General features: G+C 70.7%; 23 protein-coding genes. 4 read left to right on the top strand and 19 right to left on the bottom strand.

Annotated elements, in window-relative coordinates; translation table 11 throughout:
• Nucleotides 1–27: 27 nt before the first annotated feature.
• The 9 genes from CCO03_RS07350 to CCO03_RS07390 form a co-directional block, all read right to left on the bottom strand.
• Nucleotides 28–636 (bottom strand): chromate transporter, encoded by a 609-nt coding sequence (locus CCO03_RS07350; protein ID WP_236904071.1) that lies wholly within the window; start codon nt 634–636, stop codon nt 28–30.
• On the bottom strand, nt 633–1,319 hold the full coding sequence (locus CCO03_RS20335; RefSeq protein ID WP_335583036.1) for a chromate transporter: 687 nt from the start codon (nt 1,317–1,319) through the stop codon (nt 633–635). Before CCO03_RS20335 ends, CCO03_RS07350 begins: the two co-directional genes overlap by 4 nt.
• A 531-nt stretch (nt 1,320–1,850) precedes the next feature.
• Nucleotides 1,851–2,339: a PaaI family thioesterase gene (locus CCO03_RS07360; protein ID WP_087279245.1), complete on the bottom strand. Its 489-nt coding sequence runs from the start codon at nt 2,337–2,339 to the stop codon at nt 1,851–1,853.
• A gap of 3 nt (nt 2,340–2,342) precedes the next feature.
• Nucleotides 2,343–3,122 (bottom strand): enoyl-CoA hydratase, encoded by a 780-nt coding sequence (locus tag CCO03_RS07365; protein ID WP_087279248.1) that lies wholly within the window; start codon nt 3,120–3,122, stop codon nt 2,343–2,345.
• A 334-nt stretch (nt 3,123–3,456) separates the two neighbouring features.
• Complete coding sequence (locus tag CCO03_RS07370; RefSeq protein WP_087279252.1) at nt 3,457–5,121, bottom strand: DUF3108 domain-containing protein; 1,665 nt, start codon at nt 5,119–5,121, stop codon at nt 3,457–3,459.
• 173 nt (nt 5,122–5,294) lie between these two features.
• The gene (locus tag CCO03_RS07375; RefSeq protein WP_087279256.1) at nt 5,295–7,238 is read right to left on the bottom strand and encodes a M61 family metallopeptidase; all 1,944 of its coding nucleotides are present in this window, start codon (nt 7,236–7,238) and stop codon (nt 5,295–5,297) included.
• Nucleotides 7,239–7,516: 278 nt separating this feature from the next.
• Nucleotides 7,517–8,185, bottom strand: a complete 669-nt coding sequence (locus CCO03_RS07380) for a DUF3429 domain-containing protein (protein WP_087279258.1) — start codon at nt 8,183–8,185, stop codon at nt 7,517–7,519.
• Nucleotides 8,175–8,897 carry a DsbC family protein gene (locus CCO03_RS07385; protein ID WP_087279260.1) on the bottom strand — a complete coding sequence of 241 codons (723 nt, stop codon included), beginning with the start codon at nt 8,895–8,897 and terminating at the stop codon, nt 8,175–8,177. Before CCO03_RS07385 ends, CCO03_RS07380 begins: the two co-directional genes overlap by 11 nt.
• A 56-nt stretch (nt 8,898–8,953) precedes the next feature.
• The gene (locus CCO03_RS07390; RefSeq protein WP_087279263.1) at nt 8,954–10,126 is read right to left on the bottom strand and encodes an FAD-dependent monooxygenase; all 1,173 of its coding nucleotides are present in this window, start codon (nt 10,124–10,126) and stop codon (nt 8,954–8,956) included.
• A gap of 473 nt (nt 10,127–10,599) precedes the next feature.
• Between CCO03_RS07390 and CCO03_RS07395 the strand changes: the two genes are divergently transcribed.
• A complete protein-coding gene (locus CCO03_RS07395) occupies nt 10,600–11,511 on the top strand; it encodes an MOSC domain-containing protein (RefSeq protein WP_087284364.1) in 912 nt (303 codons plus the stop codon).
• Between the two features lie 112 nt (nt 11,512–11,623).
• Here the strand turns inward: CCO03_RS07395 and CCO03_RS07400 are convergent, their stop codons facing one another.
• The gene (locus CCO03_RS07400) at nt 11,624–12,115 is read right to left on the bottom strand and encodes an EVE domain-containing protein (protein ID WP_087279267.1); all 492 of its coding nucleotides are present in this window, start codon (nt 12,113–12,115) and stop codon (nt 11,624–11,626) included.
• A gap of 247 nt (nt 12,116–12,362) precedes the next feature.
• On the opposite strand from CCO03_RS07400, the gene CCO03_RS07405 reads away from it, so the two are divergent.
• A complete protein-coding gene (locus CCO03_RS07405; RefSeq protein WP_087279270.1) occupies nt 12,363–13,172 on the top strand; it encodes an IclR family transcriptional regulator in 810 nt (269 codons plus the stop codon).
• A 123-nt stretch (nt 13,173–13,295) separates the two neighbouring features.
• A complete protein-coding gene (locus CCO03_RS07410) occupies nt 13,296–14,459 on the top strand; it encodes an acyl-CoA dehydrogenase family protein (RefSeq protein ID WP_087279272.1) in 1,164 nt (387 codons plus the stop codon).
• Between the two features lie 338 nt (nt 14,460–14,797).
• Here CCO03_RS07410 and CCO03_RS07415 read toward each other — a convergent pair whose 3' ends face one another.
• Nucleotides 14,798–15,439, bottom strand: a complete 642-nt coding sequence (locus CCO03_RS07415) for a TetR/AcrR family transcriptional regulator (protein WP_087279276.1) — start codon at nt 15,437–15,439, stop codon at nt 14,798–14,800.
• Between the two features lie 120 nt (nt 15,440–15,559).
• Here CCO03_RS07415 and CCO03_RS07420 point away from each other — a divergent pair, with 120 nt between their 5' ends.
• The gene (locus CCO03_RS07420) at nt 15,560–16,468 is read left to right on the top strand and encodes a TauD/TfdA dioxygenase family protein (RefSeq protein ID WP_087284367.1); all 909 of its coding nucleotides are present in this window, start codon (nt 15,560–15,562) and stop codon (nt 16,466–16,468) included.
• A gap of 398 nt (nt 16,469–16,866) precedes the next feature.
• On the opposite strand, the gene CCO03_RS07425 is transcribed toward CCO03_RS07420, so the two are convergent.
• The 8 genes from CCO03_RS07425 to CCO03_RS07460 all read right to left on the bottom strand — a co-directional run bounded on the left by CCO03_RS07425 (nt 16,867) and on the right by CCO03_RS07460 (nt 24,230).
• Nucleotides 16,867–17,655: an enoyl-CoA hydratase-related protein gene (locus CCO03_RS07425; protein ID WP_157667553.1), complete on the bottom strand. Its 789-nt coding sequence runs from the start codon at nt 17,653–17,655 to the stop codon at nt 16,867–16,869.
• Nucleotides 17,656–18,302: 647 nt separating this feature from the next.
• Nucleotides 18,303–19,136 (bottom strand): lysophospholipid acyltransferase family protein, encoded by an 834-nt coding sequence (locus CCO03_RS07430; protein WP_087279283.1) that lies wholly within the window; start codon nt 19,134–19,136, stop codon nt 18,303–18,305.
• Between the two features lie 81 nt (nt 19,137–19,217).
• Nucleotides 19,218–20,513, bottom strand: a complete 1,296-nt coding sequence (locus tag CCO03_RS07435) for a dihydroorotase (RefSeq protein ID WP_087279285.1) — start codon at nt 20,511–20,513, stop codon at nt 19,218–19,220.
• A gap of 109 nt (nt 20,514–20,622) precedes the next feature.
• Entirely contained in the window at nt 20,623–21,585 is a 963-nt protein-coding gene (locus CCO03_RS07440; RefSeq protein ID WP_087279288.1) for an aspartate carbamoyltransferase catalytic subunit, read from the bottom strand.
• 32 nt (nt 21,586–21,617) lie between these two features.
• Complete coding sequence (gene pyrR, locus CCO03_RS07445) at nt 21,618–22,136, bottom strand: bifunctional pyr operon transcriptional regulator/uracil phosphoribosyltransferase PyrR (protein ID WP_087279291.1); 519 nt, start codon at nt 22,134–22,136, stop codon at nt 21,618–21,620.
• Nucleotides 22,133–22,540, bottom strand: coding sequence for a Holliday junction resolvase RuvX (gene ruvX, locus CCO03_RS07450; RefSeq protein WP_087279294.1), 408 nt, complete (start codon nt 22,538–22,540; stop codon nt 22,133–22,135). The genes pyrR and ruvX overlap by 4 nt, the downstream gene beginning before the upstream one ends.
• Before the next feature lie 91 nt (nt 22,541–22,631).
• A complete protein-coding gene (locus CCO03_RS07455; RefSeq protein WP_087279297.1) occupies nt 22,632–23,249 on the bottom strand; it encodes a YqgE/AlgH family protein in 618 nt (205 codons plus the stop codon).
• Nucleotides 23,250–23,774: 525 nt separating this feature from the next.
• Nucleotides 23,775–24,230, bottom strand: a complete 456-nt coding sequence (locus tag CCO03_RS07460; RefSeq protein WP_236904074.1) for a DUF441 domain-containing protein — start codon at nt 24,228–24,230, stop codon at nt 23,775–23,777.
• Nucleotides 24,231–24,255: the final 25 nt, after the last annotated feature.

Below are 24,255 nucleotides of genomic sequence, written 5' to 3' on the forward strand. Positions count from 1 at the left end.
CGCCGCGGCATCGCGCCATCGCTCGCCTCAGACCCAGCCCAGCGCGCCCAGCACCGCCCCTACGGCGATCAGCCCGATCAGGCGCCAGCGCGTGCGCCAGGCCACCACGGTGGCCGCCACCGTCAGCAACCACAAGCGCCAGGGTTGGTGCACCTCGGGGTGGGCGCGCGACAGCACCCAGGCCGTGGCGAACAACAGGGCGATGACGATGGGCGCCAGCCCGCTCCTGAAGGCCCGCACGCTGCGCCGGGCCTGGTTGCGCGCCAGCCAGCGCGTGGCGCTGTAGGTCAGCACCGCAGACGGCAGCAGCATGCTGAGCAAGGCCGTGAGCGCGCCCAAGCCAGCCAGCAGCCACGGCCAGGCGGCGGCCCAGGCGCTGGCCTGCAGACCGCTTTGCTGCCCAGCCTGCCAGCCGATCTGCCAGCCCACCAGGGTGACGAACAGCAGGTTGGGGCCCGGCGCGGCCTGGGCCAGGGCAATGCTGGCGTTGAATTGCTCGCCCGAGAGCCAGTGGCGCTGCTGGACGATGTAGCGGTGCATCTCGGGCGCGGTGGACACGGCGCCGCCCACCGCCATGAGCGACAAGGCCATGAAGTGCAAGGCCATGGCGAGCCAGTCGGCTGGGCTGAAGCTCATGGCCATTCGCGGGATTCAGCCGCGGGCGGCGCGGCGTGAGGGTGGGGTGCAGCGGGTGCGGTCTGGGAGGCGACCCCCCGGGCCTGCGCCGGCACGGCGCCGGCGCGCCCGAGGCGCCAGAAGGCCAGCCCACAGCTGGCCAGCCCCAGCGTGGCCAGCACGCCGATCAGCGGCACGTGCAGCAGGGCCACGGCCACCCAGGCCAGCACGGCCAGGACGCCAGCCAGCCAGGGACCCAGCGGGTTGTGGCGCAGCGTGGGCAGCATCTTGAGGGCGGTGGCCGCGATCAGCCCAGCCGCCACGGCGCCCACCCCGCGCAGCGCGCCCTGCACGGCCGGCGAGCTGGACACCCCGCCATACAGCACGGCCAGCGCCACCAGCAGCAGCGCCGGCACGGCCAGCATGCCGGCCACGGCCGCTGCCGCGCCGCGCAGGCCGAAATAGCGCCCGCCCAGCATCATGCTCAGGTTGACCACGTTCGCGCCGGGCAGGGTCTGGGCCACGGCCCAGTCCTCGGCGAACTCGGCCGGGGTGAGCCAGCCGCGCCGCTCGACCAGCTCGCGCTGCACGATGGCCACCACGCCGCCGAAGCCTTGCAGCGAGACGCCTGTGCAGACCCAGAACAGCTGGGCCGGCGAGCGGGGGCCCAGTCGGGTGGTGGGGGAGGGAGAAGAGGTGTTCACCCCCGCGATTTTCGCCGTGTCGCCCCGGCAAAACCGCGGCGCGGCGCGCGCTTGGCCTTGGTGACGCGTTGGATCGTCAGCGAGGAGGTGACTTCGGTCCAGGCTCAGCGTCTCGTTGCCGGTGCCCGATCTTGGGCTCGATACGTTGCTGCGCGTCGGCGGGCGATGAGAAAGTCCTGCTGGCAACGCCCAGGCCCACCAGTCACTGGGCCAGCGCCAGTGGAAGCCCGCGAACGGCGCGGCATCGCGGCTTAGCTGGGCCAACCCGTGCGCTGACGGGCGGCTTGGGTCCGCTGGCGGCGCGTGGTGCTGCGCTCGGTGGCAGCGCGCCGCCATGGCGCATGCGCAGGCCGGGTTGGGCAGACCCGTGGCGATCTGCCGGGTCGACCGTGCGCGGCTTCGTGTCGTTGGCTTGCCCCAGCGCCCTCTCCGAGAGCGCATGTCAAGCACTGAGCGGCCGCCAGCAGGCAGGCAACCGTCGCAGCACGATCACCGGGCATGCGACGTCGCTCGCAGGCCTGCTTCGACGGCTCAGGCAGCAGCGGGGATGGCGTAGGTCACGACGGCCTGCCCCACGTCGTGGCGCAGGGAGTCCACGAACAGCCGCACGTCGACCACGGCCTGACGGCGGCCGAGCTTGATCAGGCTGGCGCGGGCGCGCACCGTTTCCTGCGGGCAGGCCTGCAGAAACTGGTAGTTCAGCGCCGAGGTCACCGCCATGGCGACCTCGCCGACGTGGGCCAGCACGGCGACGTAGGCGGCCGCATCGGCCAGCGCCATCAGCGTGGGGCCGGAGACGATGCCGCCCGGGCGCAGGTGTTCCAGGCCCGGCTCGCGCGACAGCAGCACCTCGCCGGGCGCCACCTGGTCCACGCGGGCCAGGTGTTCGCGCGGGCCATGCGGAAAGGCCCGCGCCATGAAGGCGTTGAGCGCCGCCGCATCCAGCACGGGCTGGTAGCCCTCGGCGCGCGCGGTGGGGCGCGCGGCCACTGCCGGCGCGGGAGACGTCAGGACCGACATGGTTCAGCGGTGGGTGAACTTGGCTTCGCGCTTGCCCAGGAAGGCGTCCATGCCTTCCTTCTGGTCGGCGGTGGCGAACAGCGAGTGGAACAGGCGGCGCTCGAACATCACGCCGTCCGACAGGCCGCTTTCAAAGGCGCGGTTCACGCTTTCCTTGGCCGCCAGCACGGCCAGGCGGCCGAAGTTGGCGATCTGCAGCGCGGCGCCCAGGGTTTCGTCCATCAGCTTGTCGTAGGGCACGACGCGGCTGACCAGGCCGGCGCGCTCGGCCTCTTCGGCGTTCATCATGCGGCCGGTCAGGGCCAGGTCCATGGCCTTGGACTTGCCCACGGCGCGCGGCAGGCGCTGCGTGCCGCCGGCGCCGGGGATCACGCCCAGCTTGATCTCGGGCTGGCCGAACTTGGCGTTGTCGGCCGCGATGATGAAGTCGCACATCATGGCCAGCTCGCAGCCGCCGCCCAGGGCGAAGCCCGACACCGCGGCGATGACCGGCTTGCGGATGCTGCGGATGACTTCCCAGTTGCGCGTGATGAAGTCACCGCCATAGGCGTCGGCGAAGCTGTACTTGGCCATGACGGCGATGTCGGCGCCGGCCGCGAAGGCTTTTTCGCTGCCGGTGATGATCATGCAGCCGATGCGCTCGTCGGCTTCGAAGGCCCGCAGCGCCGCGCCCAGCTCGTCCATCAGGTCGTTGGACAGGGCGTTGAGCGCCTTGGGACGGTTGAGCGTGATGACGCCAACGACTTCGCCTTCGGTGCGCACGTCGATGAATTGGTAGGCCATTGGGAACTCCATGTCGGGGGTGGGTGAGAGGGGCGTCTGGCTGGGGGTAGGTGTAGGGGGCCGCCAGCCAAAAACGGCCCACTATACCCAAGCGGCCGACCCGATCGCGGCGCGGGTCGGGGCCGGCGCCGCGTCCGCTGTCACCGGGGTGCCGTGCGGCATTCACGGGGCCGGACCGACGCGCTCGGGCGGCGGCGCGCACCCGCCTGGGTGGCTCAGCTGTGGGTCAAGGGGTGAAGAGATTGAGGAGCCAGCAATGACGAGTATGGGGCTGTTCTCGATGTGAAGAAAACGGCAGCAAGTCCATACTGGTTGAATTGGCTCAGGCCGAGCGTCAACGCGGCGCGTCGCCCTGGTCGACCTGTTGCAGCAGCAGATCGACCTGCTGATCGCCGTTGCCCGTGGTGAGCAGGATGCGCACCGGCAGGTACTGCAGGCTGGGCGCCAGCCACATCTGGGCGCTGATGCCCTTGGTGTCGCCTTCGATGGGGCGGGGCTTGACCAGCAGCGCGCGCGTGGTGCCGAGCTGGGGCAGCTGCAGCTGCGTGTCCTCGACCACGTCGTACGTCCACTGCGCCACGCGGTTGGGCCGCGCCAGGGCGAAGTTCACCGTTTGCCCGACCGCCAGCGGCACCTGGCCCGAGGCGAATCGGTGGCTCAGTTCGATGAACTGGCTGGCCGTGTCCTGCACGCCTGGGGGGCGCGGCAGCGTCTCGTCGTTGGCCAGGTGCAGGCTTTCGGTGCCCAGGCGCACGTTGCGCCGCTTCTTGCGCATCAGCTCCTCGTAGACCCGCGGCACCAGGCTTTGCGCCGTCAACTCGCCCTGGCTGGTCAGCCGCATGCTGGCCAGCAGGCCCAGGTCCAGCTCGACCTGCGCCTGGTACTGGGTGCCGCTGGTCTGCCACAGCACGCGCGCGGTGCCATGCAGCTCGCCGCGGTAGTTGCCACGCAGCGTGTAGGCCAGCCGGGTGTTCGGGGGCCAGGCATCGGCCACCTTGGCGCTGGCGCCGCCATGGCCGCTGCCCGTGGCGGTGCGCGCGCCCGAGGCCTGCGCGGCCGAGGCGCCGTCGCGTGCGGCGGTCAAGGTGTCGGGCGGTTGGCCCGGGCTGGCCGCTGGGTTGGCGTGGCGTGGGGGCAGGTTTGCCGAGCCGGGCTGGGCCCTGGGGTCAGCCGACGCGCTGGCCGACTGGCCGGTCATCGGGTGGGTGGAGGGGCTTGTCAACTGGCTTGCCAATTGGCTTGCCGACGCGCCGGTGAACGGGTCGGCTCCCAGGTTCGACGACCCGGCCACGGCGGCCGTCTGCCCGGTGCTTGACGGGCTGGCGCCGGCGCCCGTGGCCCCTTGCGGTGAACTGCCCGCAGCGGCCAAGGCCGCGGCGGTGTCGGTGTGACTGGTCGGGGTGTCGCCGTTGTTCGTGCCGCTGTCGGTCCCGGTCCCGGGTTCGGCCGAGCTGGCGGGTGCCAAGGGCTGAGCGGCAGCAGCGCGCGCGAGGCGTTCCTCTCGACGGGCCTTCTGGCGCGCCTGCTGGAGGGCCTCGTCGCGCGCTGCGTTCGCCTGTTGACGCGCCGCCTGGCGCGCTTCCTGGCGTGCCTGTTCACGGCGCTCGCGTGCCTGCACCCGTTCGCGCCGCGCCGCTTCGGCCGACGCGTCGTCACGCGCGGCGCTGGCGGTCGCCGCGGGCGCCGGCGCTTCGGGGGCTTCGGGGGCTTCGGGGACAGCGGGCGCGATGGTGCGGGATTGCAGGCGCTCGGGCACGGCCGCGGCCGCCACGGCCGACGCGGCGGCCGCGGGTGGGGGCGCTTCGCTGGGCGTCAGCACGCGTGTGTACATGGGGGCGGCCATCTGGGCCAGCAGGCTGTGCGGCTGGCGCAGGCCATACAGGCCGTCGAGCAGCACGGCATGGCCCAGTGCCACCAGCAGCGCAAGCGCCACCAGCCAGCGCCAGGGTGGTCGCGGGCGCCGGGGGGCGTGGGGGCGCAAGGGTGGCGAGGGCGTCATGCCGAAGGGGCGGCGGCGGAGGCCGCAGGCGCCGGCCCGGTGCGGCAGGCGCCGCGCGGCCGGGCGGATTCAAGCCCGTGTCGGCGCCCAGGGAGCGTGGCCAAGCGGTTCATGGGTATGGGGTGACTCGCGTTGTGTTGAAAACGCAACTTTGGGCATACCCACAGGTGCCGTCAGTGCACGGCCGCCAGCCAGGCGCTGACCTGGGCCGCGTCGGCGACGCCCAGCCGCCAGCTGCGGCCCGCCCCGGGCGGGTTCTGGCCGGTCCGGTCCGAATTGGCCTGGGCCTCGCCTGGCCGGGCCTCACCTGACCGGGCCTCACTGGGCTGCGCCTCGTGGTGCAACTGCAGGGGCAGGCTCAGCAGCCGGGCGCCGCGCCCCACCAGGGCTTGGACCCGGGTGTGCGGACCGGCCAGCGCGGGCAGGTCGTCCAGGGTGCGCAGGCGCCAGCTGGGCCCGGTTGATGCGTCGGCTGGGTCAGCTTCGCCGGGGGCAGGCAGCGTGATGCCCAGCCAATCGTCGCCAGCCGCCAGGCCGGCCTGTTCGGCCAGGCTGCCGCGCAGCACGGTCTGGATGCGCAGGCCGCCGTCCCGCGGTGTGCAGCGCAGGCCCAGGCGCTGGGCCACGGGCGCGGGGTCGTGGTGCACCTGCACGCCGGCCCGCGTGAGCAGCGACGCCAGCGGCAGCTCGTCGGTGCCGTGCACCCAGCGGGCCAGCTCGTCGGCGTAAGAGCGGCCGCCGAGGTCCTCGAGCACGGCGGCCACGTCGCTTTCCTGCATGGGGCCGCCCTGGCAGCGTGCCCACAGCGCGCGCATGACGCCGTCCAGCGAGGCGTTCGGCGTTTGGCCCTCCAGCCGCAGCGTCAGGTCCAGGCACAGGCCGACCAGCGCGCCCTTGGTGTAGTAGCTGATGGTGGCGTTGGGCGTGTTCTCGTCCATGCGGTAGTACTTCACCCAGGCGTCGAAGCTGGCGGCGGCCACGCTTTGCACATGGCGCCCCGGCGCCTCCTGCACCTGGTTGATGGCCTTGGTCAGCAGGCCCAGGTAGGTGGCGTCGTCGATGAGGCCGGCGCGGCGCAGCAGCAGGTCGTCGTAGTAGCTGGTCAGGCCCTCGAAGAACCACAGCAGCTCGGTGTAGTTTTCCTGGTCGTAGTCGTAGCGCGTGAACTCGGCCGGGCGCAGGCGCTTCACGTTCCAGGTGTGGAAGTACTCGTGGCTGATGAGCCCCAGCAGCGTGGTGTAGCCGGCGCTGGGCTTGGCCGCGGCGGCGTCGGAGCCGGGTGCCTGGCCGGGCCAGGTGTCGCTGCGCCGGGGCAGGTCGCGCTGGGCGCAGATCAGCGCCGTGCTGGCGCGGTGCTCCAGGCCGCCATAGCCGTCGTCGACGGCGTTGAGCATGAACAGGTAGTGGTCGAACGGCGGCTTGGCGTCCCCCTGCGGGTGCCAGAAGCGGATCTCGGCCTCGCAGATGGCGCGCGTGTCGGCCAGCAGCTTGTCGCCGTCGAACGAGGCGGGCACCCCGGCCACGACGAAGCGGTGCGGCACCCCGCAGGCCGTGAAGCGGCCTTCCCAGAAGTCGCCGAGCTCGACCGGGCTGTCGGCCAGCTCGTCGTAATCGGCCGCCAGGTAGCGGCCGAAGCCGCGCGCGTCCACGCTGCCTGCCGCTGCAGGCGCCAGCGCCGTGGCCGCGCGCCATTGCGGCAGCTCGGCCGGCGCCAGCAGCTCCAGCGCCTGGGGCGCGTCGGTCTGGCCGGCCACGCGCAGGCACAGGCTGGTGGCGTTGAAGAAGCCGCGTGCGGCGTCGAGCCAGGCGGTGCGCACCGAGTTGTCGAACGCGTACACGCGGTAGCGCAGCGTGACGGGCTGCTGGCCCGAGCAGGCCAGGCGCCAGCGGTGCTTGTCCAGCGTGTGCACGGCGATCGGGGCCTCGCCCTCGTGGGCGGTGAAGCCGAAGGCGTGGCGCGCGAACTCGCGGATCAGGTAGCTGCCGGGGATCCACACCGGCATGGACACGACCTGATCGGCGGCCGGCCGGGCGAGGTGCAGTTCGACCTCGAACAGGTGGGCGTTCACATCGGCGATGCGCACGCGGTGCAACACGGGAGAGGGAGAGGCACTCATGGACAAACGGTCAGCCCGGCCGGCGCGGATCGGCCCGCCGGGCGCAGGCGGTCAAAAGCCGACAGCGTAACCGCTGCGCGCCCCCGGGCGGCGGCGGCCGGCCAAAGGGCCTGCAGGCCGCCGGCTGGCGAGGGTGGGCGCGGAGGGTGTGGGTGAGTGAGGGGTATCCATGGCTTTCCGTTTCTTCATCAACGAAGATGCATGGATACTGCCTGGATCAAGGGCGCCGATGAAGAACGGGGTCAGCCCGTGCGCGTGCGCGCGTCGGCCGCGCTGCTTCAGTTCGCCGAGGCGGCTTGAGCCGGCTGGACCGCCTGAGCCGGCACGGGTGGCGCCTGGGTCGCGGCCTCGGCGCTGGCATGCGCCTGGGCGTTGGGGCCGTACTGGAAGCTCAGCGCGCCGATGAGGCTGAGCACCATGATGCTGACCGTGAACTGGCGGCGCAGCGGGATCCAGGGCGACAGGCCGGCGCTGGCCCACATCGGGCGTTCGACGTAGTAGGCCCAGCCGTGCAGAAGCGCCATGGCCACCAGGAACCAGGGCGTGGGCAGCAGCAAACAGGGCCAGGCGGCGTAGGCGGGCACCGGTGCCCACAGGAACTGGAACACCGGCATCTGGTGCGAGACGGCAGCGTAGCGCAGGCCCACGCCCCAGTTGATGCCGCAGGTGAACCAGAGCGTCTGGATCACCAGGGCCGTGGTCAGCAGGTGGATGCCCTCGTAGAGCGGTGCGAACCGGGGCAGCCAGAGGCAGATCAGCAGCAGGGCGACGATGAGCAGCGTGCCATACACGTAGACGTGCAGGATGCGCCAGCTGACGGACTGGCGCAGCAGCTGCAGGTCGTCCACCATGGGCTCGCCCGCCTCGGTCATCCACAGGCTGGCGTTCAGCGTGGCCGAGGTCTCCAGCAGCGTGGGGTCGTTGGGTCTGGGTTTGTCAGTTGGCATCGCTCAGCAACTGCTCCAGCTGGTCGCTGGGAATCGCGCCCGGCACGCGGCGTCCGGACTCGAACACCACCGTGGGCGTGCCCGTGATGCGGTACTTCTGGGCCAGCGCCACGTTGGCGTCGATGGCCGCGGTGTTGCAGCTGGCCTGGGCCGGGGCCTTGCCCTTGAGCATCCAGTCCGACCAGGTGGCGGCCTTGTCCTTGGCGCACCAGATGTTGCGCGTCTTGGTCACCGAGTCCTGGCCCAGGATGGGGATCAGGTAGACGTGCACGGTGACGTTGTCCAGCTTTTCGATCTCGCCCTCGAAGCGCTTGCAATAGCCGCAGTTGGGGTCGGCGAACACGGCCATCTGGCGCTTGCCGTTGCCGCGCTTGAGGGTGATGGCGTTCTTCACGGGCAGCGACTTGAAGTCGATGGCCGTGACCTTGGCCAGGCGCTCCTGGGTCAGGTTCTTCTGTGCGCGCGTGTCGAGCAGGTTGCCCTGGATGAGGTAGTTGCCTTCGGCGTCGGTGTAGAACAGGTCGGTGCCGATGCGGATCTCGTACAGGCCCTTCATCGGCGTGGGCTGCACCTCGTCGATGGCGGGCAGCTCGCTCATGCGGGCCGCCAGGTTCTTGCGGATCACGCTTTCCTGCGCCTGGGCCGAGGCCGCAAACAACAGGCAGGCGGCCAGGGTGGCGGAGGCGAGGCGGAACGTGGGCAGCTGGGTCATGGGGGAGCAATCAAATCGGTCGGTGGATCGGAAGAGGGGCGTGGCAGGCGTGGTGGTCAGCGGCTGCGCGCCACGCCCATGGCCTGGCGCGTCACCCAGCGTTTGAGCGGGCCGCTGGCGTCGAAGGCGCGCAAGCCCCAGTCCCGCAGGCCGGAGACCAGGGCGTTGTCGTGCCAGAACAGCTGTTGCAGGCCATCGGTGGCCAGTTGCATGGCGCGCACGTCGGCCTGGCGGGCGCGTTCGTAGCGGCGCAGCAGGCGCATGTCGCCCACGCTGCGCCAGCTTTCGCGCGTTTGCAGGATCTGCGCCAGCTCGGCCACGTCGGCCAGGCCCACGTTCAGGCCCTGGCCCGCCAGCGGGTGCATGGTGTGGGCGGCGTCGCCGGCCAGCGCCCAGACGGCGCCGGTCGCCTGGCCGGGCATGTCGCCCACCCAGCGCGCGGCGCGGCCCAGCTGCAGCGGCCAGCTCACGCGGCGGCTGGTCAGGGTCAGCGCGCCCAGGGTTTGGCGGCTGGCTTCGGCCAGGCGGCTTGCCAAGTCCGCGTCGGGCAGGGCCAGCAGATCGGCCGCAGCGGTCTGCGGCACGGACCAGACCACGGCCACCTCGCGCCCCTCGGGGCCGCCCAGCGGCAGAAAGGCCAGGATGTGCCCGTCTTCGAACCATTGGCGGGCCACTTGGCCGTGGGGCACTTCAGCTTGCAGGCGCAGCGCGATGGCGTGCTGCGGGTAGGCCACGCTGTCGAAGTGCACGCCCAGCGCGGCGCGCGTGTCGCTCGCCTTGCCTTCGCAGATCACGGTCAGCGGGGCTGGCACGGGCTGGCGCACCACATCGATGGCGGACTGAAAGCGCACGGCGTCGCGCAGCAGGCCTTCGAGCACCGGCACGTCCACGATCCAGTTGAGGGCACCGACGTTCTGCGTCTGGGCATCGAAGTGCAGCTGGCCGCCGTCGGCGCTGAAGACCTGCATGGCCTGCACGGGCGTGGCGTGCTGCTCGTCCGGCCAGCAGCGCAGGCCTTCGAGCAGGCCGCGCGCATGGGCGTTGAGGGCATAGGCGCGCACGTCGGCGTGGCCGCTGTCGCTGCGCGTGGCTGCGCTGTGGGGGCCGGACAGGGCGGTGGCCTCGGTGTCCACCAGGGCCACCCGCAAACGCGCGCGGGCCAACAACAATGCCAGGGTGCGGCCCACAATGCCACTGCCGCGCACGCAAACGTCTGGGGTATCGGACATGCGGGCATTCTAATGACGGCGCCATGCGGCCGCGGCGGCGCAGGGCATGGCGGCCAAGGCCGTCAGGCCCGGTGCGCGGCTCGGCTGGACCGGGTCAGCCCGAACGTGGCGCGAGGCCACTGAAACCGCCCTGCTGGGCACCCGGGGCAACGCCCAGTGCTGGGGACGGCACACCAGGATGGGTACACCGGTGCTGGGCGCTTGACGCAGCGCGGCGCGTCAACCACCCGCAGCAAGAGCTGCGCCACGACCTTGAGCGCAACCGATGGGCGACCGCACGCTGCGGGTTTGCCCATTTACCGCCCAGGTGGCGGCATCGCCTTTGGGCCGTCGGGCCGATTCGGCCATCGGCGGGATGAGTCCGATCATGGGATGTCAGCTCGCGCCGCATGCCTGGCCGATGAGCCCAACCCCTTCGGGTCTGGCCGCAGGGCTGTGGCACAGTGCAGGCCGATCTCACGCGGCGACACACCATGCACACACCAGCGTCTGTTCCCACCCCGTTCCCCAGCGCCCCGTCTGCGGCCGCCGCCGGCCAGGGGACCTTGCACGAGATCTGGGTTCACCCGATCAAGAGCTGCGCCGGCATCGCCGTGCCCCAGGCGCGCCTGCTGGCCACCGGCCTGCAGTGGGACCGGCATTGGATGCTGGTGGACAGCGCCGGCCGCTTCGTGACCCAGCGCACGCACCCGCGCATGGCCTGGCTCGACCCGGCCTTGAGCGACACCGCGCTGACGGTGACGGCGCGGCACGCGCCCGAGCTGGGCGCCGTGAGCGTGGCGCTCGACGCCCCCGAGGCCGCGCTGGCGCGCCGGGCCGTGCAGGTGTGGAAATCCCAGCTGCCGGCGTGCGACGAGGGTGACGAGGTCGCCACCTGGTTCAGTGCCGCGCTGGGCACCGCCGTGCGCCTGGTGCGGTTCGACCCCGACCAGCGCCGCGCCTGCAGCGCCGAATGGCTGGGTGGCGACACCGCCCACACCGAGTTCGCCGACGGTTTTCCCTTGCTGGTGACCACCGACAGCAGCCTGCCCGTGCTCAACGCGCGCCTGCAGGCGGCCGGGGCGGCGCCTGTCGACATGCGGCGGTTTCGGCCCAACCTGGTGCTGAGCGGCTTTGACGCGCACGCCGAAGACCGCATGCAGTCGCTCACCCTGGATGGCGATGCGGTGCACCTGCGCCCCGTGAAGCCCTGCACGCGCTGCCCCATCCCCGACATCGACCCCGACACCGCCCAGCTCGGCCAGGCCGTGCGCACGGCCCTCAAGGCCTACCGGGCCGATGCCCGCTTGAACGGCGCGCTGACCTTTGGCCAGAACGCCATCGTGACGGCCGGCGAGGGGACGCTGCTGCGCGTGGGCATGCCGGTGCAGGCGGCATGGTCTTGAGGTATGGGGTGAGTGCCGTTGTGCGTGAAACGGCAAGGCGGCGATACTGCTGAGTTCTGGTTTCGATGCCGATGCCGGAAGCTGGCCAGGTCGGCGAGACGAGGCGGCGCGTTCAGGCGGCCGGCTGATCCATCAAGCGCAGGATGCGGGTCCACTCGGCCTCGGTCACGGGGGTGATGGACAGGCGGTTGCCGCGCTTGAGCACCGTCATGTCGGCCAGCTCGGGCACCTGGCGCAGTTCGTCCAGGCTGATCAGGCGCGTCTTGCGCGTGGCCTTGACCTGGCGCAGCAGCCAGCGCGGCGCATCGCGGCTGGCCTTGGCATCGTGGTAGGGCGATTCGGGGTCGAACTGGGTCGGGTCGGGCTCGATGTCGGAGGCCACCTCGGCCAGGCCCGCGATGCCGGGTTCGGGGCAGCTTGAGTGGTAGAACAGCACGCCATCGCCCACGCGCATGGCATCGCGCATGAAGTTGCGTGCCTGGTAGTTGCGCACGCCGGTCCAGGGCACGGTCGCGCCGGGCGCGGCCAGCGCATCGTCGATCGAGCATTCGTCGGGCTCGGACTTCATGAGCCAGTACTGGCGGGGTGGGGCAGGCGTGGTCATGGGGCTGGGGCGTGAGATCGGATGCCGCCAGTATGCCCGGGTTGTCGATTCAACGCCATCGAGCAGGGCGGTGTACTGCATGGCGAGAGGCGGCTGAGTTGCTTGGCGTGCGGCGCGGGCAAGGGGACGACCGGTGGCACGGGCCCTGGCCGCCAATGTCCCAGCGGTGCCTCTGGTGATTCGCCAGGCGAAACAACCGTTTCGCGACATTGACGTGCCGTGCCGCGCGCGACCATGATTGCGCCACATGACCCCCATTGCATTGCCGGGCTTGGTGGACCCCCACGATTTGAGCGCCGACCGCCAGTTCTCGATGAACCTCGCGCGCGGCCTGCAGGTGCTGCGCGCGTTCACCGCGCAAGAGCCGGTGCTGGGCAACCGCGACATCGCCGCACGCACCGGCCTGCCCAAGGCCACGGTTTCGCGCATCACCTACACCCTGACGCTGATGGGCTACCTCGCGCGCGATGCCAGCCAGAAGCGCTATTGCCTGGGCCCGGGCGTGCTGTCGCTGGGCCACCCGCTGCTGGCCAGCATGACCGCGCGCCAGCAGGCAGGGCCCTTGATGGACGAGTTGGCGCGCCAGACCGGCTGCACCGTCAACCTGGCCATGCGGGACCGCGACCAGGCCGTGTACCTGGCCACCGTGCGGGCAGACGCCAGCAACCCGCACCTGCCCGACATCGGCAGCACGCGGCCCATTTTGTTCACGGCCGTGGGCCGGGCCCTGGTGCTGGGCGCCAGCGAGCCCGAACAGGTGGCCATCCTCAACCACCTGCGGGTGCAGGCCCCGCAGCAGTTTGCCGAGCACTGGCCGGTGTTCGACAGCGACCGCCAGCGCTTTGCGCAGGCCGGCTACTGCCAGTCGGACGGCGACCCTTACCTGGGTATCCACGCCGTGGCCATGCCGCTGTATCGGCAGCCTGGAGAACCCCTGCTGGCCATGAACTGCACGCGGTATGGCGGACCCAGCGCGCAGGACCACCTGGTGAACCATGCGCTGCCCTTGCTGCGGCGCGTGGTCAAGCAGTACGAGCTGGCGCATGTGCGGCGCTGACGGCCGCTTGGCCGCCAGGCAGTGCACCTGTGCCAGGCCCCACCGCGCGCCGCGCCGCCCCGTCATCCGCCCCGCGGCCCTTGTCCACGCGGCCCTGTTGTTTGTTTGATCCTTGAGCACGCCATGATCCGAGACCCCCAAGCCCTGCACGCCCTGTTGGCCGATGTGCGCGAATTCACCCAGACCGTGTGCCTGCCGCTCGAAGCGCAGATCGACGCCCACGACGCCATGCCCGAGGCCGTGGTGGACGGCATGCGTCGCCTGGGCCTGTTCGGCCACAGCATCCCCGCGGCCTACGGCGGCGCGGGCCTGACGACCGAAGAGCTGGCCCTGGTGAACATCGAGGTCTCGCAGGCCTCGCCCACCTTCCGCGCCCGCTTTGGCGGCAACACCGGCATCGCGGCCGAATCGCTGATCGTGGACGGCACCGAGGCGCAGCGCCAGCGCTACCTGCCGCGCATGGCCAGCGGCGAGCTGACCGGCTGCTTTGCGCTGACCGAACCCGAGGCCGGTTCGGATGCGATCTCGCTGACGACCACGGCGCGGCGCGAGGGCGACGATTTCGTGCTCAACGGCCACAAGTGCTTCATCACCAACGCGCCCATTGCCGGCCTGTTCACGGTGTTCGCGCGCACCGAGGCCGGCCGCGGCGCCGCCGGCATCTCGGCCTTCCTGGTCGAGCGGGGCACGCCCGGCCTCACCACGCCCGAGCCGCCGCGCAAGATGGGCCAGCACGGCTCGCCCGTGGGCGAGGTCATCCTGCAGGACTGCCGCGTGCCCGCCAGCAGCGTGGTGGGCGGCGAGGCCTTGCTGGGCCAGGGTTTTCGCACCGCCATGAAGACGCTGAACAAGCAGCGCATCAACCTGGCGGGCCTGTGCGTGGGGCCGGCCATTCGGCTGGTGCACGAGATGGTGGCGCGCGCGCGGGCGCGCCAGCAGTTCGGGCAGGCGATCGGCGAGTTCCAGCTGGTGCAGCAGATGATCGCCGAGAGCAACACCGAAGTGCACGCCGCGCGGGCCCTGGTGCTGGAGACGGCGCGCAAGCGCGATGCCGGCGAGGACGTGACCATGGAGGCCTCGATGTGCAAGGTCTTCGCCACCGAGATGTGCGGCCGCGTGGCCGACCGCGCGGTGCAGGTGTTCGGCGGCTCGGGCTACATGGCCGGCAACGTGGCCGAGCGCTTTTTCCGCGACGTGCGCCTGTTCCGCCTGTACGAAGGCACGACGCAGATCCACTGGCTCAACATCGCCAAGCGCACGCTGGCCGCGGGCGGAGCAGGTGTGTGACAGGCGTGGTTGAGGTATGCCTGTCAGGCCGATGATGCTGCATCGCAACTGGAGGGCTACTGGGGCAGATCGGTGTCCTGCGGCGCGTGTTTCCTGGTCTGTGACCGGCGCGGGGCGCGCCTGAGGCAGGCGGCGCCGAACCACGCGCTGACCTCGCGGTCGGGTCGCCGCTCACGGGCCCAGGGCTGTTTCAGCTGGGACGACTTCGCTCGCGCCCTGGCGGCTCACGTCGCCGCCGTTGCGCGAAGATCGGCGGTCCGTGCCGAACCGCGTTGACGGGGTGAGGCTTGCCCGCGGTCTCTGGCCACGAGGCCATCCGGGCTGCATTTCGGTCCGCTTCAGGCGGCCAGCAGGTAGGCCGACACGGCCACGGCCAGTTCGGCATCCAGCGCGGGGCTGCTCAGGCGCAGCGGCCCGGGATCGTTGAGCAGGGCATTGACCAGCGTGCCCATGGCCATCTGGAAGGCGAACCGCAGCCGCGCCCGCATGGCCGGCGTGTCCGGCAGCCCGGCCGCGGCCAGCATGAGTGGCGAGACCTGCTCCACCAGCTGTTGCCCGCCGTGCTTGAACGGCGCCCAGGTTTCGCGGTGCCGCGGGTCCTGCAGCGAGGCGCGCAGCACGCCTTCGTGGCGCCGCAGCGCCTGGCGCATGGTGCCCAGCAGTGCGGCGGCGGCGCCGCGCAGGTCGGGGGCGCCGCGCTCCAGCCGTGCCACCGTGGCCTGCATGCGCAGGCCGATGTCGTGTGCGGCCAGCGTCAGCAGGGCCTGCACATACGCGTCCTTGCCCGAAAAGCGGCCGTAGAAGGCGCCCGTGGTCAGCTGGGCCTGGGCGCACAGCTCCTGCACCGAAATGGCATCGATGGTGCGCGTGCGCAGCAGCTCGCGGCCGGCGTCGAGCAGCGCGTCGCTGCTGCGTTGTGCGGCCCGGTAGCGGGGCGGTGCGTAGCCGTTCTGCCGGGTCAGGGGTGAGGGTTTGGTCATGGCTGCGGCGGATTGTGCCAAGAGACTGCCCAGCGAAACGCCGGGCCTTGCGCAACCCGGGCGGGATGGTTGAAAATATAACGACGTTATATTTGTAATGTGATTACATCAGGAGACATGATGCTCGCCACCGACGACGATGTGCAGACCCGCGCCACGCCCGCCACCCCGCCGCTCAGCACGCCGCTGCGGCTGCAGCGCATCTCGCCGGCCCTGGGGGTCGAGGTATCGGGCATCGACCTGCGCGAGCCGCTGAGCGACGCGCAGGTGAAGGACCTGCGCAGTGCGCTGGTGGCCCACAAGGTGCTGGTGTTCCGCGACCAGGACATCACGCCGGCGCAGCATGTGGCCTTCGCCAGCCGCTTTGGCGAGCTGGAGATCCACCCTGTGTTCCCACGCCACGCCGATCACCCCGAGCTGGTGCTGCTGGGCGGCAATGCGCAAAAGGCGGCCAGCGAAAACGTCTACCACACCGATGTGTCGTGGCGTGAGCTGCCTTCGATGTCGTCCATCCTGCGCTGCGAGGTCTGTCCCGATGTCGGCGGCGACACCATCTGGGTGAACATGGAGCTGGCCTACGAGCGCCTGCCCGAACACCGCAAGGCGCAGATCCAAGAGCTGTTTGCCGTGCACGACATCATGCCGGCCTTCGGTCGGCGCATGAACCCCGAAGAGCGCGATGCCGCGCGCAAGCAGTTTCCGCCCGTGAGCCACCCCGTGGTCCGCACCCACCCCGAAAGCGGCAACAAGATCCTGTACGTGAACGCGGCGTTCGTGACCCACCTGGAGAACTTCACCGCCTGCAACCCCGTGCGCGGGGCGTTCGAGTCGCATTCCGAGAAGAACGACTTGCTCGAATACCTGTACCGCCAGGCGGCGTACCCCGAATACCAGATGCGCCTGCGCTGGGCGCCCAACACCATCGCCATGTGGGACAACCGCTCGACGCAGCACTACGCGGTGCAGGATTACTTCCCGGCCGTGCGCCGCATGATGCGGGCGACGGTGATCGGCGACAAGCCGTTCTGAGCCTGAAGCCAGAGCCCTGAATCCTGGCCGGCGCACGGCCGCACGACACAACGCCACCGCTCGTTGCCGAGCGGTGGCGTTGTGGTTCAGGGGGATCCGTGAAGCGGCAGCGCGCGTTGCGCGTGGAAAGAGGTCACGGCGCAGCGATCCAGGCAGCCGGCCTTGTTCACGCGAACGGTGTGCGTCAGCCAGCCACGGCCAGGGATGCTGGGCCCGCAGGCGTTCGGGTTCAGGCGCCTGGGCGTGTGGCGTGGATTCGTTCCGGGCGGTGACCACGCTCAGCCTGACGCGCTTGTCGATGCGGGGATGCGAATCAGCGCCGGCCATGACGAGATTTTGGGGTATCCATTCATGATCGACGATGAAAAATCGAGAATGGCTGGATACCCCTTGGTCCATCAGCGACCCTTGAACTGGGCGGGGCGCTTGTCGAGGAAGGCCTGGCGCGCTTCCTTCGAGTCTTCGGTGAAGCGCGCGGTGCGCTGGAATTCCATCTCGAGCAGCATCTGGTCGCGCAGGCTGTTGTTGGCGGCCATGCGCGTCAGGCGCTTGATCAGCGACAGGGCGACCGTGGCGCGGCTGGCCAGGCGCTGCGCCAGGGCACGGGCTTCGGTCTGCAGCTCGGCATCGGGCACGGCACGCAGCACCAGGCCCCACTCGGCGGCTTGCTTGGCGGGCAGCTTGTCCCCCAGCATCATCAGGGCGTTGGCCCGCACCGGGCCCAACGTGTGCGTGAGCAGCCAGCTCGCGCCCGTGTCGGGCACCAGGCCGATGTTGGCGAAGGCTTGCTGGAAGTAGGCCGACTCGCCGGCGATGACGATGTCGCCCAGCAGGGCCAGGCTGGAGCCGGCGCCGGCGGCCGCGCCGTTGACGGCCACCACCAGCGGCAGCGGGCACTCGGCCACGAACTGCAGCGTGGGGTTGAAGTAGTCGCGCATGCCGGCGTCGATGTCGGCGCCTTCGCCGCGGGCGGCGCTCAGGTCGGCACCAGCGCAGAAGCCGCGGCCGTTGGCGGTCAGCAGGATGGCGCGGGTCTGGCCGCCGTCCAGCGCGTGGCGCAGGCCGTTCTGCAGGTCTTCCATCAACTCGCGGCTCAGCGCGTTCATCTTCTCGGGCCGGTTGAGGGTGATGACGGCAACGCCACCGTCTTGCTCATAGGTGATGGTGGAGAACTGGGGATTGGACATGGGAGGTGGGCGGCGGTGCCGCGCAAGTGGGGGAGAAGCGCAGGACTCTAGGGGGCGCGCCAGGGCTTGGCTAGCACGTGGTGGACAAGGCGGCGGGCGCGTGTGGTGCGCCATCCCTGGCCGAGAGCCGGGCGACGCCGGCGCGAGTCGCCAGCCGGCCTTGTCCCAGCCGCACGCGGCGCGTCATGCCGCCCGCGTGCAGGCTCATGATGGCGTTCGCCCAGCCGGTCGGGGGCCGTTGAGGCGTGGCCAACGCAGGCGCCTGCGCTATCCGAGAACGGGCAGGCGTTGCCCGTCGCCACCAGCAATGGCAGGGCGGATGCTGCGGAGGCCTTCCACGGTGGGCTGCATCGAGGGCGGCGCAAAGCAACGGCGTGCGGACGCGGCGGTAAGGCCGCGAACAGGTGGCCCCAAGGGGGGAAGAGATGCTCACCAGGCGGCCCCAAGCGGCGACGGTCGCGCGCACGGCCAGCGGGGCGTGGGTGTCATCGCCATGGTGCAGGGCATGGCAGAACGCCGGCAGGCGCGGCCCGCCTGCCCTCGTGCCCAGGTCGCCCTGGATGCCGACAGCTCGCACCGGCTGGTGTTCCTGGTGCTGGCAGCATGCCGCCCCTGATCGGCCAGATCCGGGGCGGTCCTGACTTCGCTCAGGCGCTGGCTTCGGGGGCCTGGTGCGGGTGCAGCGGCGCGATGACCGAGCTGCTGTGCTCGGCCGTGTGGCCCTGCAGGTCGTCGACGATCTGGCTGCGCACGTCCATGGCCCACAGGCGGCGGCTGCGGCCCTCGGCCTGCTGCGGCGGCATGAAGTGCACGTGGGCCTCGAACGCCGGTGCGCGCAGCGTGCGCCACACCGTGCGCAGCAGGCTGTCGTCGCCCACGTAGGCCGGCGCCAGGCTGCGCGCGCCGGTGCCGCGGGTGCGGTAGCTCAGGCTCAGCGGCTGCACCGGGGCGTTGCCGTTCACGGCGGCCTCGAACATGTTGGCGTGAAAGGGCAGCACCGTGGCGCCGTCGGTCGTCGTGCCTTCGGGAAACACGGCGACAACCTGGCCCGCTTCCAACGCCCGGGTGATCTCGGTGACCACGCGCCGCACGTCGCGCTTGGACTGACGCTCGACGAACACCGTGCCGGCGGCGCCGATCATGCGACCCAGCACCGGCCAGCGCGCCAGGTCCGACTTGCCGACGAAGTGGCAGCGCGAGCAGGCCAGCAGCACCAGGATGTCCAGCCAGGAGATGTGGTTGGCCACGAACAGCGTGCTGCGGGTGCTGGGCGTGCCCTGCACCGACAGGCCGATCCGCCACAGCTGCAGCAGCTCGGTGGCCCAGGCGCTGACGCGGGCGGCGCGCTCGTCGGCATCCAGCCGGTCAAACTGGAAATGGATCTGCCGCCAGCCCTGAACGATGTGCAGGCCGCCCTGCAGCAAGCGCCACACGGCGCTGGCAACGGACGGGCGGGCCAGGGAAGCCGACGTGTGCTGCATGGGTGGTGGCGTGAGAAATGGGTGGGGTATCAGCCTGCTGCCGTTCATCGATGAACGGAAATTGGCTGATACTGCATGGGTTCAGGCGGCGTCGTGGGAGACGTAGCCGGCCGCCAGCGTGTGCCGCACCTTGCCTTGCAGCAACATGCCCTCGAACGGCGTGGACTTGCCCTGGCTGCGCAGCGCGGCGGCCGACACCTGCCACTGCGCGGCGGGGTCGAACACGCAGACGTCGGCCGAGCCGCCCAGGGCCAGCTGGCCCAGGCTGGCCGACAGCGTGCCCACGGCGGTGCCGAGCACGCGGGCCGGCGCCGCGGTGACGACCTCGAGCGCACGCGTCAGCGGCACGCCGTCTTCCTCGGCCCACTTCAGCGCCAGGTTCAGCAGCAGCTCGATGGCGCTGGCGCCGGGTTCGGCGTCGGCGAAGGGCAGGTCCTTGGCGTTGTGGTGCACAGGGTTGTGGTCGGACACCAGCGCGTCGATGGTGCCGTCGGCCAGGGCGGCGCGCAGCGCATCGCGGTCGCGCAGCTGGCGCAGCGGCGGCGACAGGCGCGCGCGGCTGTCGAAATAGCCCATGTCCAGGTCGGTCAGGTGCAGCGACTGGATGCTGACGTCGGCCGTCACGGGCAGGCCTTCGGCCTTGGCTTGGCGCAGCAGCTCGACCGTGGCGGCGCTGGAGATCTTGGTCAGGTGCAGGCGCACGCCGGTGCTGCGCGCGAGCTCGATGAGGCGGTGAAAGCCCAGCGTTTCGGCGATCACCGGCACGCCGGCCAGGCCCATGCGCGTGGCCAGCGGGCCGCTGGCGGCGACACCGCCGCCCAGCCAGGCGTCCAGCGGCTGCAGCCACACCGACAGGCCGTGGCTGTGGGCGTACTGCATGGCGCGCAGCAGCACGCCGGTGTCCTTCACGGGGTGATCGGCCTGGCTGAAGCCCACGCAGCCGGCGCGCGTGAGTTCGGCCATCTCGGTCAGCGCCTTGCCCTCGAGGGCGCGGGTGAGCGCGCCCAGCGGGAACAGGCGGGCATGGTGCGCCTCTTCGGTGCGCATCTTCAGCATCTGCACCAGGGCCGGCTCGTCCAGCACCGGCTCGGTGTCGGGCGGGCAGACCAGGCTGGTCACGCCACCGGCGGCGGCGGCGGCCATTTCGGACTCGAGCAGGTGGCGGTGTTCTTCGCCGGGCTCGCGCAGGCGGGCCTGCAGGTCGATGAGGCCGGGCAGCACCCAGCAGCCCGTGGCGTCGATCACGCGATCGGGTGCGAAATCGGGGTTGGCCCGGCCGATGGCGACGATGCGCCGTGCGGCGATGGCGATGTCGGCCTGGCGCAGCTCGCCGGTTTGCGGATCGACGATGCGCCCGCCTTGAATCAGTGTGTTCATGTCCGTCTCAACGCGTGTTGCTGCGGGTAGAAGAAGAGGTTTTGGCAGTATGGCTGTGCTGCCGTTCGTCGATCAACGAGAGCGTGGGCATACTGCTGAAGGGAATCGATCAGGCTTCGTTGCCGGCGACGATGCTCATCACCGCCATGCGCACGGCGATGCCGAAGGTCACCTGCGGCAGGATGACGCTCTGCGGCCCGTCGGCCACCTCCGAGGCGATTTCGACGCCGCGGTTGATGGGGCCGGGGTGCATGACGATGGCGTCGGGCTTGGCGTGGCGCAGCTTCTCGGGCGTCAGGCCGTACTGGTGGAAGTATTCCTGGCTGGACGGCAGCAGGGCGCCGTTCATGCGCTCGTGCTGCAGGCGCAGCATGATGACCACGTCGCAGTCCTGGATGCCTTCTTCAAGCTGGTGGAACACGCGCACGCCCATCTGCGTGAAGTCGGCCGGCACCAGGGTGCGCGGGCCCACCACGCGCACCTCGGCGGCGCCGAGTGTGGTCAGCGCGTGGATGTCCGAGCGCGCCACGCGCGAGTGCAGCACGTCGCCCACGATGGCCACGCGCAGGTTGCTGAAGTCCTGCTTGAAGTGGCGGATGGTGAACATGTCGAGCATGGCCTGCGTGGGGTGCGCGTGGCGGCCGTCGCCGGCGTTGACCACGTGCACGTGGGGCGCGACATGCTGGGCGATGAGGAAGGGTGCGCCCGAATCCTGGTGGCGCACGACGAAGATGTCGGCCGCCATGGCACTGAGGTTGGCGATGGTGTCCAGCAGCGACTCGCCCTTGGCGGCCGAGGACTTGGCGATGTCGAGGTTGAACACGTCAGCCGACAGGCGCTTGGCCGCGATCTCGAACGTGGTGCGCGTGCGCGTGCTGTTCTCGAAGAACAGGTTGAACACGCTCTTGCCGCGCAGCAGCGGCACCTTCTTGACCTCGCGGTCGTTCAGGCTCACGAAGTTGCTGGCCGTGTCCAGGATGTGCGTGAGCACGTCGCGCGACAGGCCTTCGGGCGTGATGAAGTGGATCAGCTCGCCGTTGGCGTTGAGCTGGGGGTTGCGTGGGCGGGCCATGGTGACGGTGGGGCTGTGAAGTGGGCTGCAGGTCAGCGCAGCTTGGGGGCGTACTCGAACACCAGCTGACCGCTGGCGTGGCGGGCCAGGCGCAGGCCCACGTCCTCGGGGACGGTCAGGGTGGCGGCGGCCAGGTCGGCGGCGATGGGCAGTTGGCGGCCCCCGCGGTCGGCCAGCACGGCCAGGCGCACGCGCGCTGGGCGGCCGTAGTCGAAGAGCTCGTTGAGCACGGCGCGCAGCGTGCGGCCGGTGTAGAGCACGTCGTCCAGCAGCAGGATGTCGGCGCCATCGACCTCGAACGGCAGGCGCGTCTGGCCGCTGGAGGACATGCCGCGCTGGGCGAAGTCGTCGCGGTGCAGGGCCGAGGAGACGACGCCGAAGGCCTGCGGACGCTGCAGGTCGGCGGTCAGGCGCTCGGCCAGCCAGGCGCCGCCCGAGGGCACGCCGACCAGCTGCGTGTCGGCCGTGATCAGGGCGGTCACGCCCTGGCGCAGCTGCTGGTACAGCGCCTCGGCATCCGGCACGGGGGGGCGATCTGGCGACGCGGTCATTCGAGGCTCCTGAAAAACTGTTCAAGGATGACGCAGGCGGCGCCTGCATCGGGGTCGGCGGCCCCGCTGCTGTGGGCTTCGGTGGTGGAGTAGCGCTCGTCCACCTCGAACACGGGCAGGCCGAAGCGGCCCTGCAGCTGGCGCGCGAATTTCTGCGCCTGGGCGGTCATCTCGTGCGGCGTGCCGTCGGGGTGGCGGGGCACGCCGATCACCAACGCGTCGGGCTGCCATTCACGGACCTGCACGGCCACGCCGTCCAGCCTGGCCTTGCCTTCGGCGCGCACCGTGGGCCGGGGGCTGGCGCGGCCGAGCAGCCGGCTGCCGTAGGCGAGGCCGGTGCGCTTGAGCCCCAGGTCGATGGCCAGGAAGCTCTGCAGCCGGTCGGGAACCTGTGGCGCGCTCATGCGGTGTGCCACAGGGGTGATGGGGTATGGTGAGCTTGCCGTTGTAAAACTAACGGCAAGTCGGTCATACTGCTGAGGGTGTGTAAGCTGCTCACGCCCGACCTGCCTGAGCCGAGAGGTGGTGCGCGGCCAGGCCGAGCAGGGACAGGGCTTGTTCCCAGCGCTGCTCGATGGGCGTGTCGAAGATGACGCGCGTGTCGGCATCGACCGTGAGCCAGCTGTTTTCGCCCAGCTCGCTCTCGAGCTGGCCTTCGCCCCACGACGCATAGCCCAGCGCCACCAGCACGCGGCGCGGGCCGCCGCCGTTGGCCATGGCTTCGAGCACGTCGCGCGAGGTGGTCATCTCCAGCCCGCCCGGGATGGCCAGCGTGGAGGCGTAGATGGAGTCGTCCTCGGCCTGGCCCTCGGCCTTGATCGCGTCGTGCAGCACAAAGCCGCGCTCGGGGTGCACGGGCCCGCCCTGGAACACCGGCGCCTCGCGCAGGTCGTCACGCCCCAGCGGCAGCTCGATCTTGTCGAACAGCTTGGGCAGGTCGATGTCGGAGGGTTTGTTGATGATGAGGCCCAGGGCGCCGCGCTCGGTGTGTTCGCACAGGTAGACCACCGAGCCGGCAAAGCCGGGATCGCGCATGCCGGGCATGGCGATCAGGAAATGGTGGGTGAGGTTGATGGCGGGAGCGGTTTCGGCGGTGGCAGCTGGGTCGGGCATAGGCGGCAGATTTTACGCCGCCGCCTGCCGACAGCCCGGTTCGGGGGCATGGCCCGGGTAGCGGCCAAGGGCGACTGAAGGAATGGTGTCAAGTGGGGGAGACCCGGCGAGGGCGGCGGGTCACCGCGGCCACGCCATCGTGCGCCTGGCGAAGTCGCTGGCGTGGTGAAGGAGGTCGCCCATGCAAGGCCTGCGGGCATCGGCTGGGCAGGTCGATGGTGCGGGGCCGGTGCTGGCCCTGCTGTTGCCGAGGTGCGACCCGTTCGACAGCCTGGGCCTTGGCGCAGCCGTGGGTGTGGAAGGGCTGAGGCGCAGTTGGGGGACTGACAGCCGGCCTGTCAGCTGCCGGTCTGTCGTGTGCGTTGCCGGTGTCGATTGGGCGTCACAGCCTGGCATCCGCCAGGGCCAGGGCCAGGGCCCGGCGGGAGGCTGGCCCGGTCGCCCACACGCCGCGATGCAACAGCGAGATATTGATGGGGTATGGGTCAGCCTCCGTTCAATTGAGAACGGTAACCTGGATATACCCTATTTGCGCAGGATGACGGCCAGCATGCCGGCGGCGATCAGGGGGCCCACGGGCACGCCGCGCAGGAAGGCGACGCCCAGGATGGTGCCGATGAGCAGGCCGGTCACCACGGTGGGGTCGGCCGTCATCAGGCCCACGCCGCGCCCGCCCAGCCAGGCCACGAACATGCCCACAGCCACGGCGACCAACGTTTTCCAGTTGCCGAGCAGGAACACGATTTCATCGGCCTTGACCTTGCCGGTGATCAGGGGCGCCATCACGCCCACGGTGAGGATGAGGATGCCCAGCTGCAGGCCGTGGCGCTCGAGCAGGGGGGCGTACTGGCTCAGCGGCGATTGCTGCACCAGCAGCAGGATGCCGGCCGCCATGGTCACCGACGTGTTGTGCCCGATGATGCCCAGCGCCATGAACAGCAGCAGCAGGAAGGAGGTGGCATGCGTCGTGAGGAAGGACACGGTGGTTTCCAGGGGTGAACAGCGA

This window comes from Comamonas serinivorans (assembly GCF_002158865.1).
In the GTDB taxonomy this organism is placed as follows: domain Bacteria; phylum Pseudomonadota; class Gammaproteobacteria; order Burkholderiales; family Burkholderiaceae_C; genus Comamonas_E; species Comamonas_E serinivorans.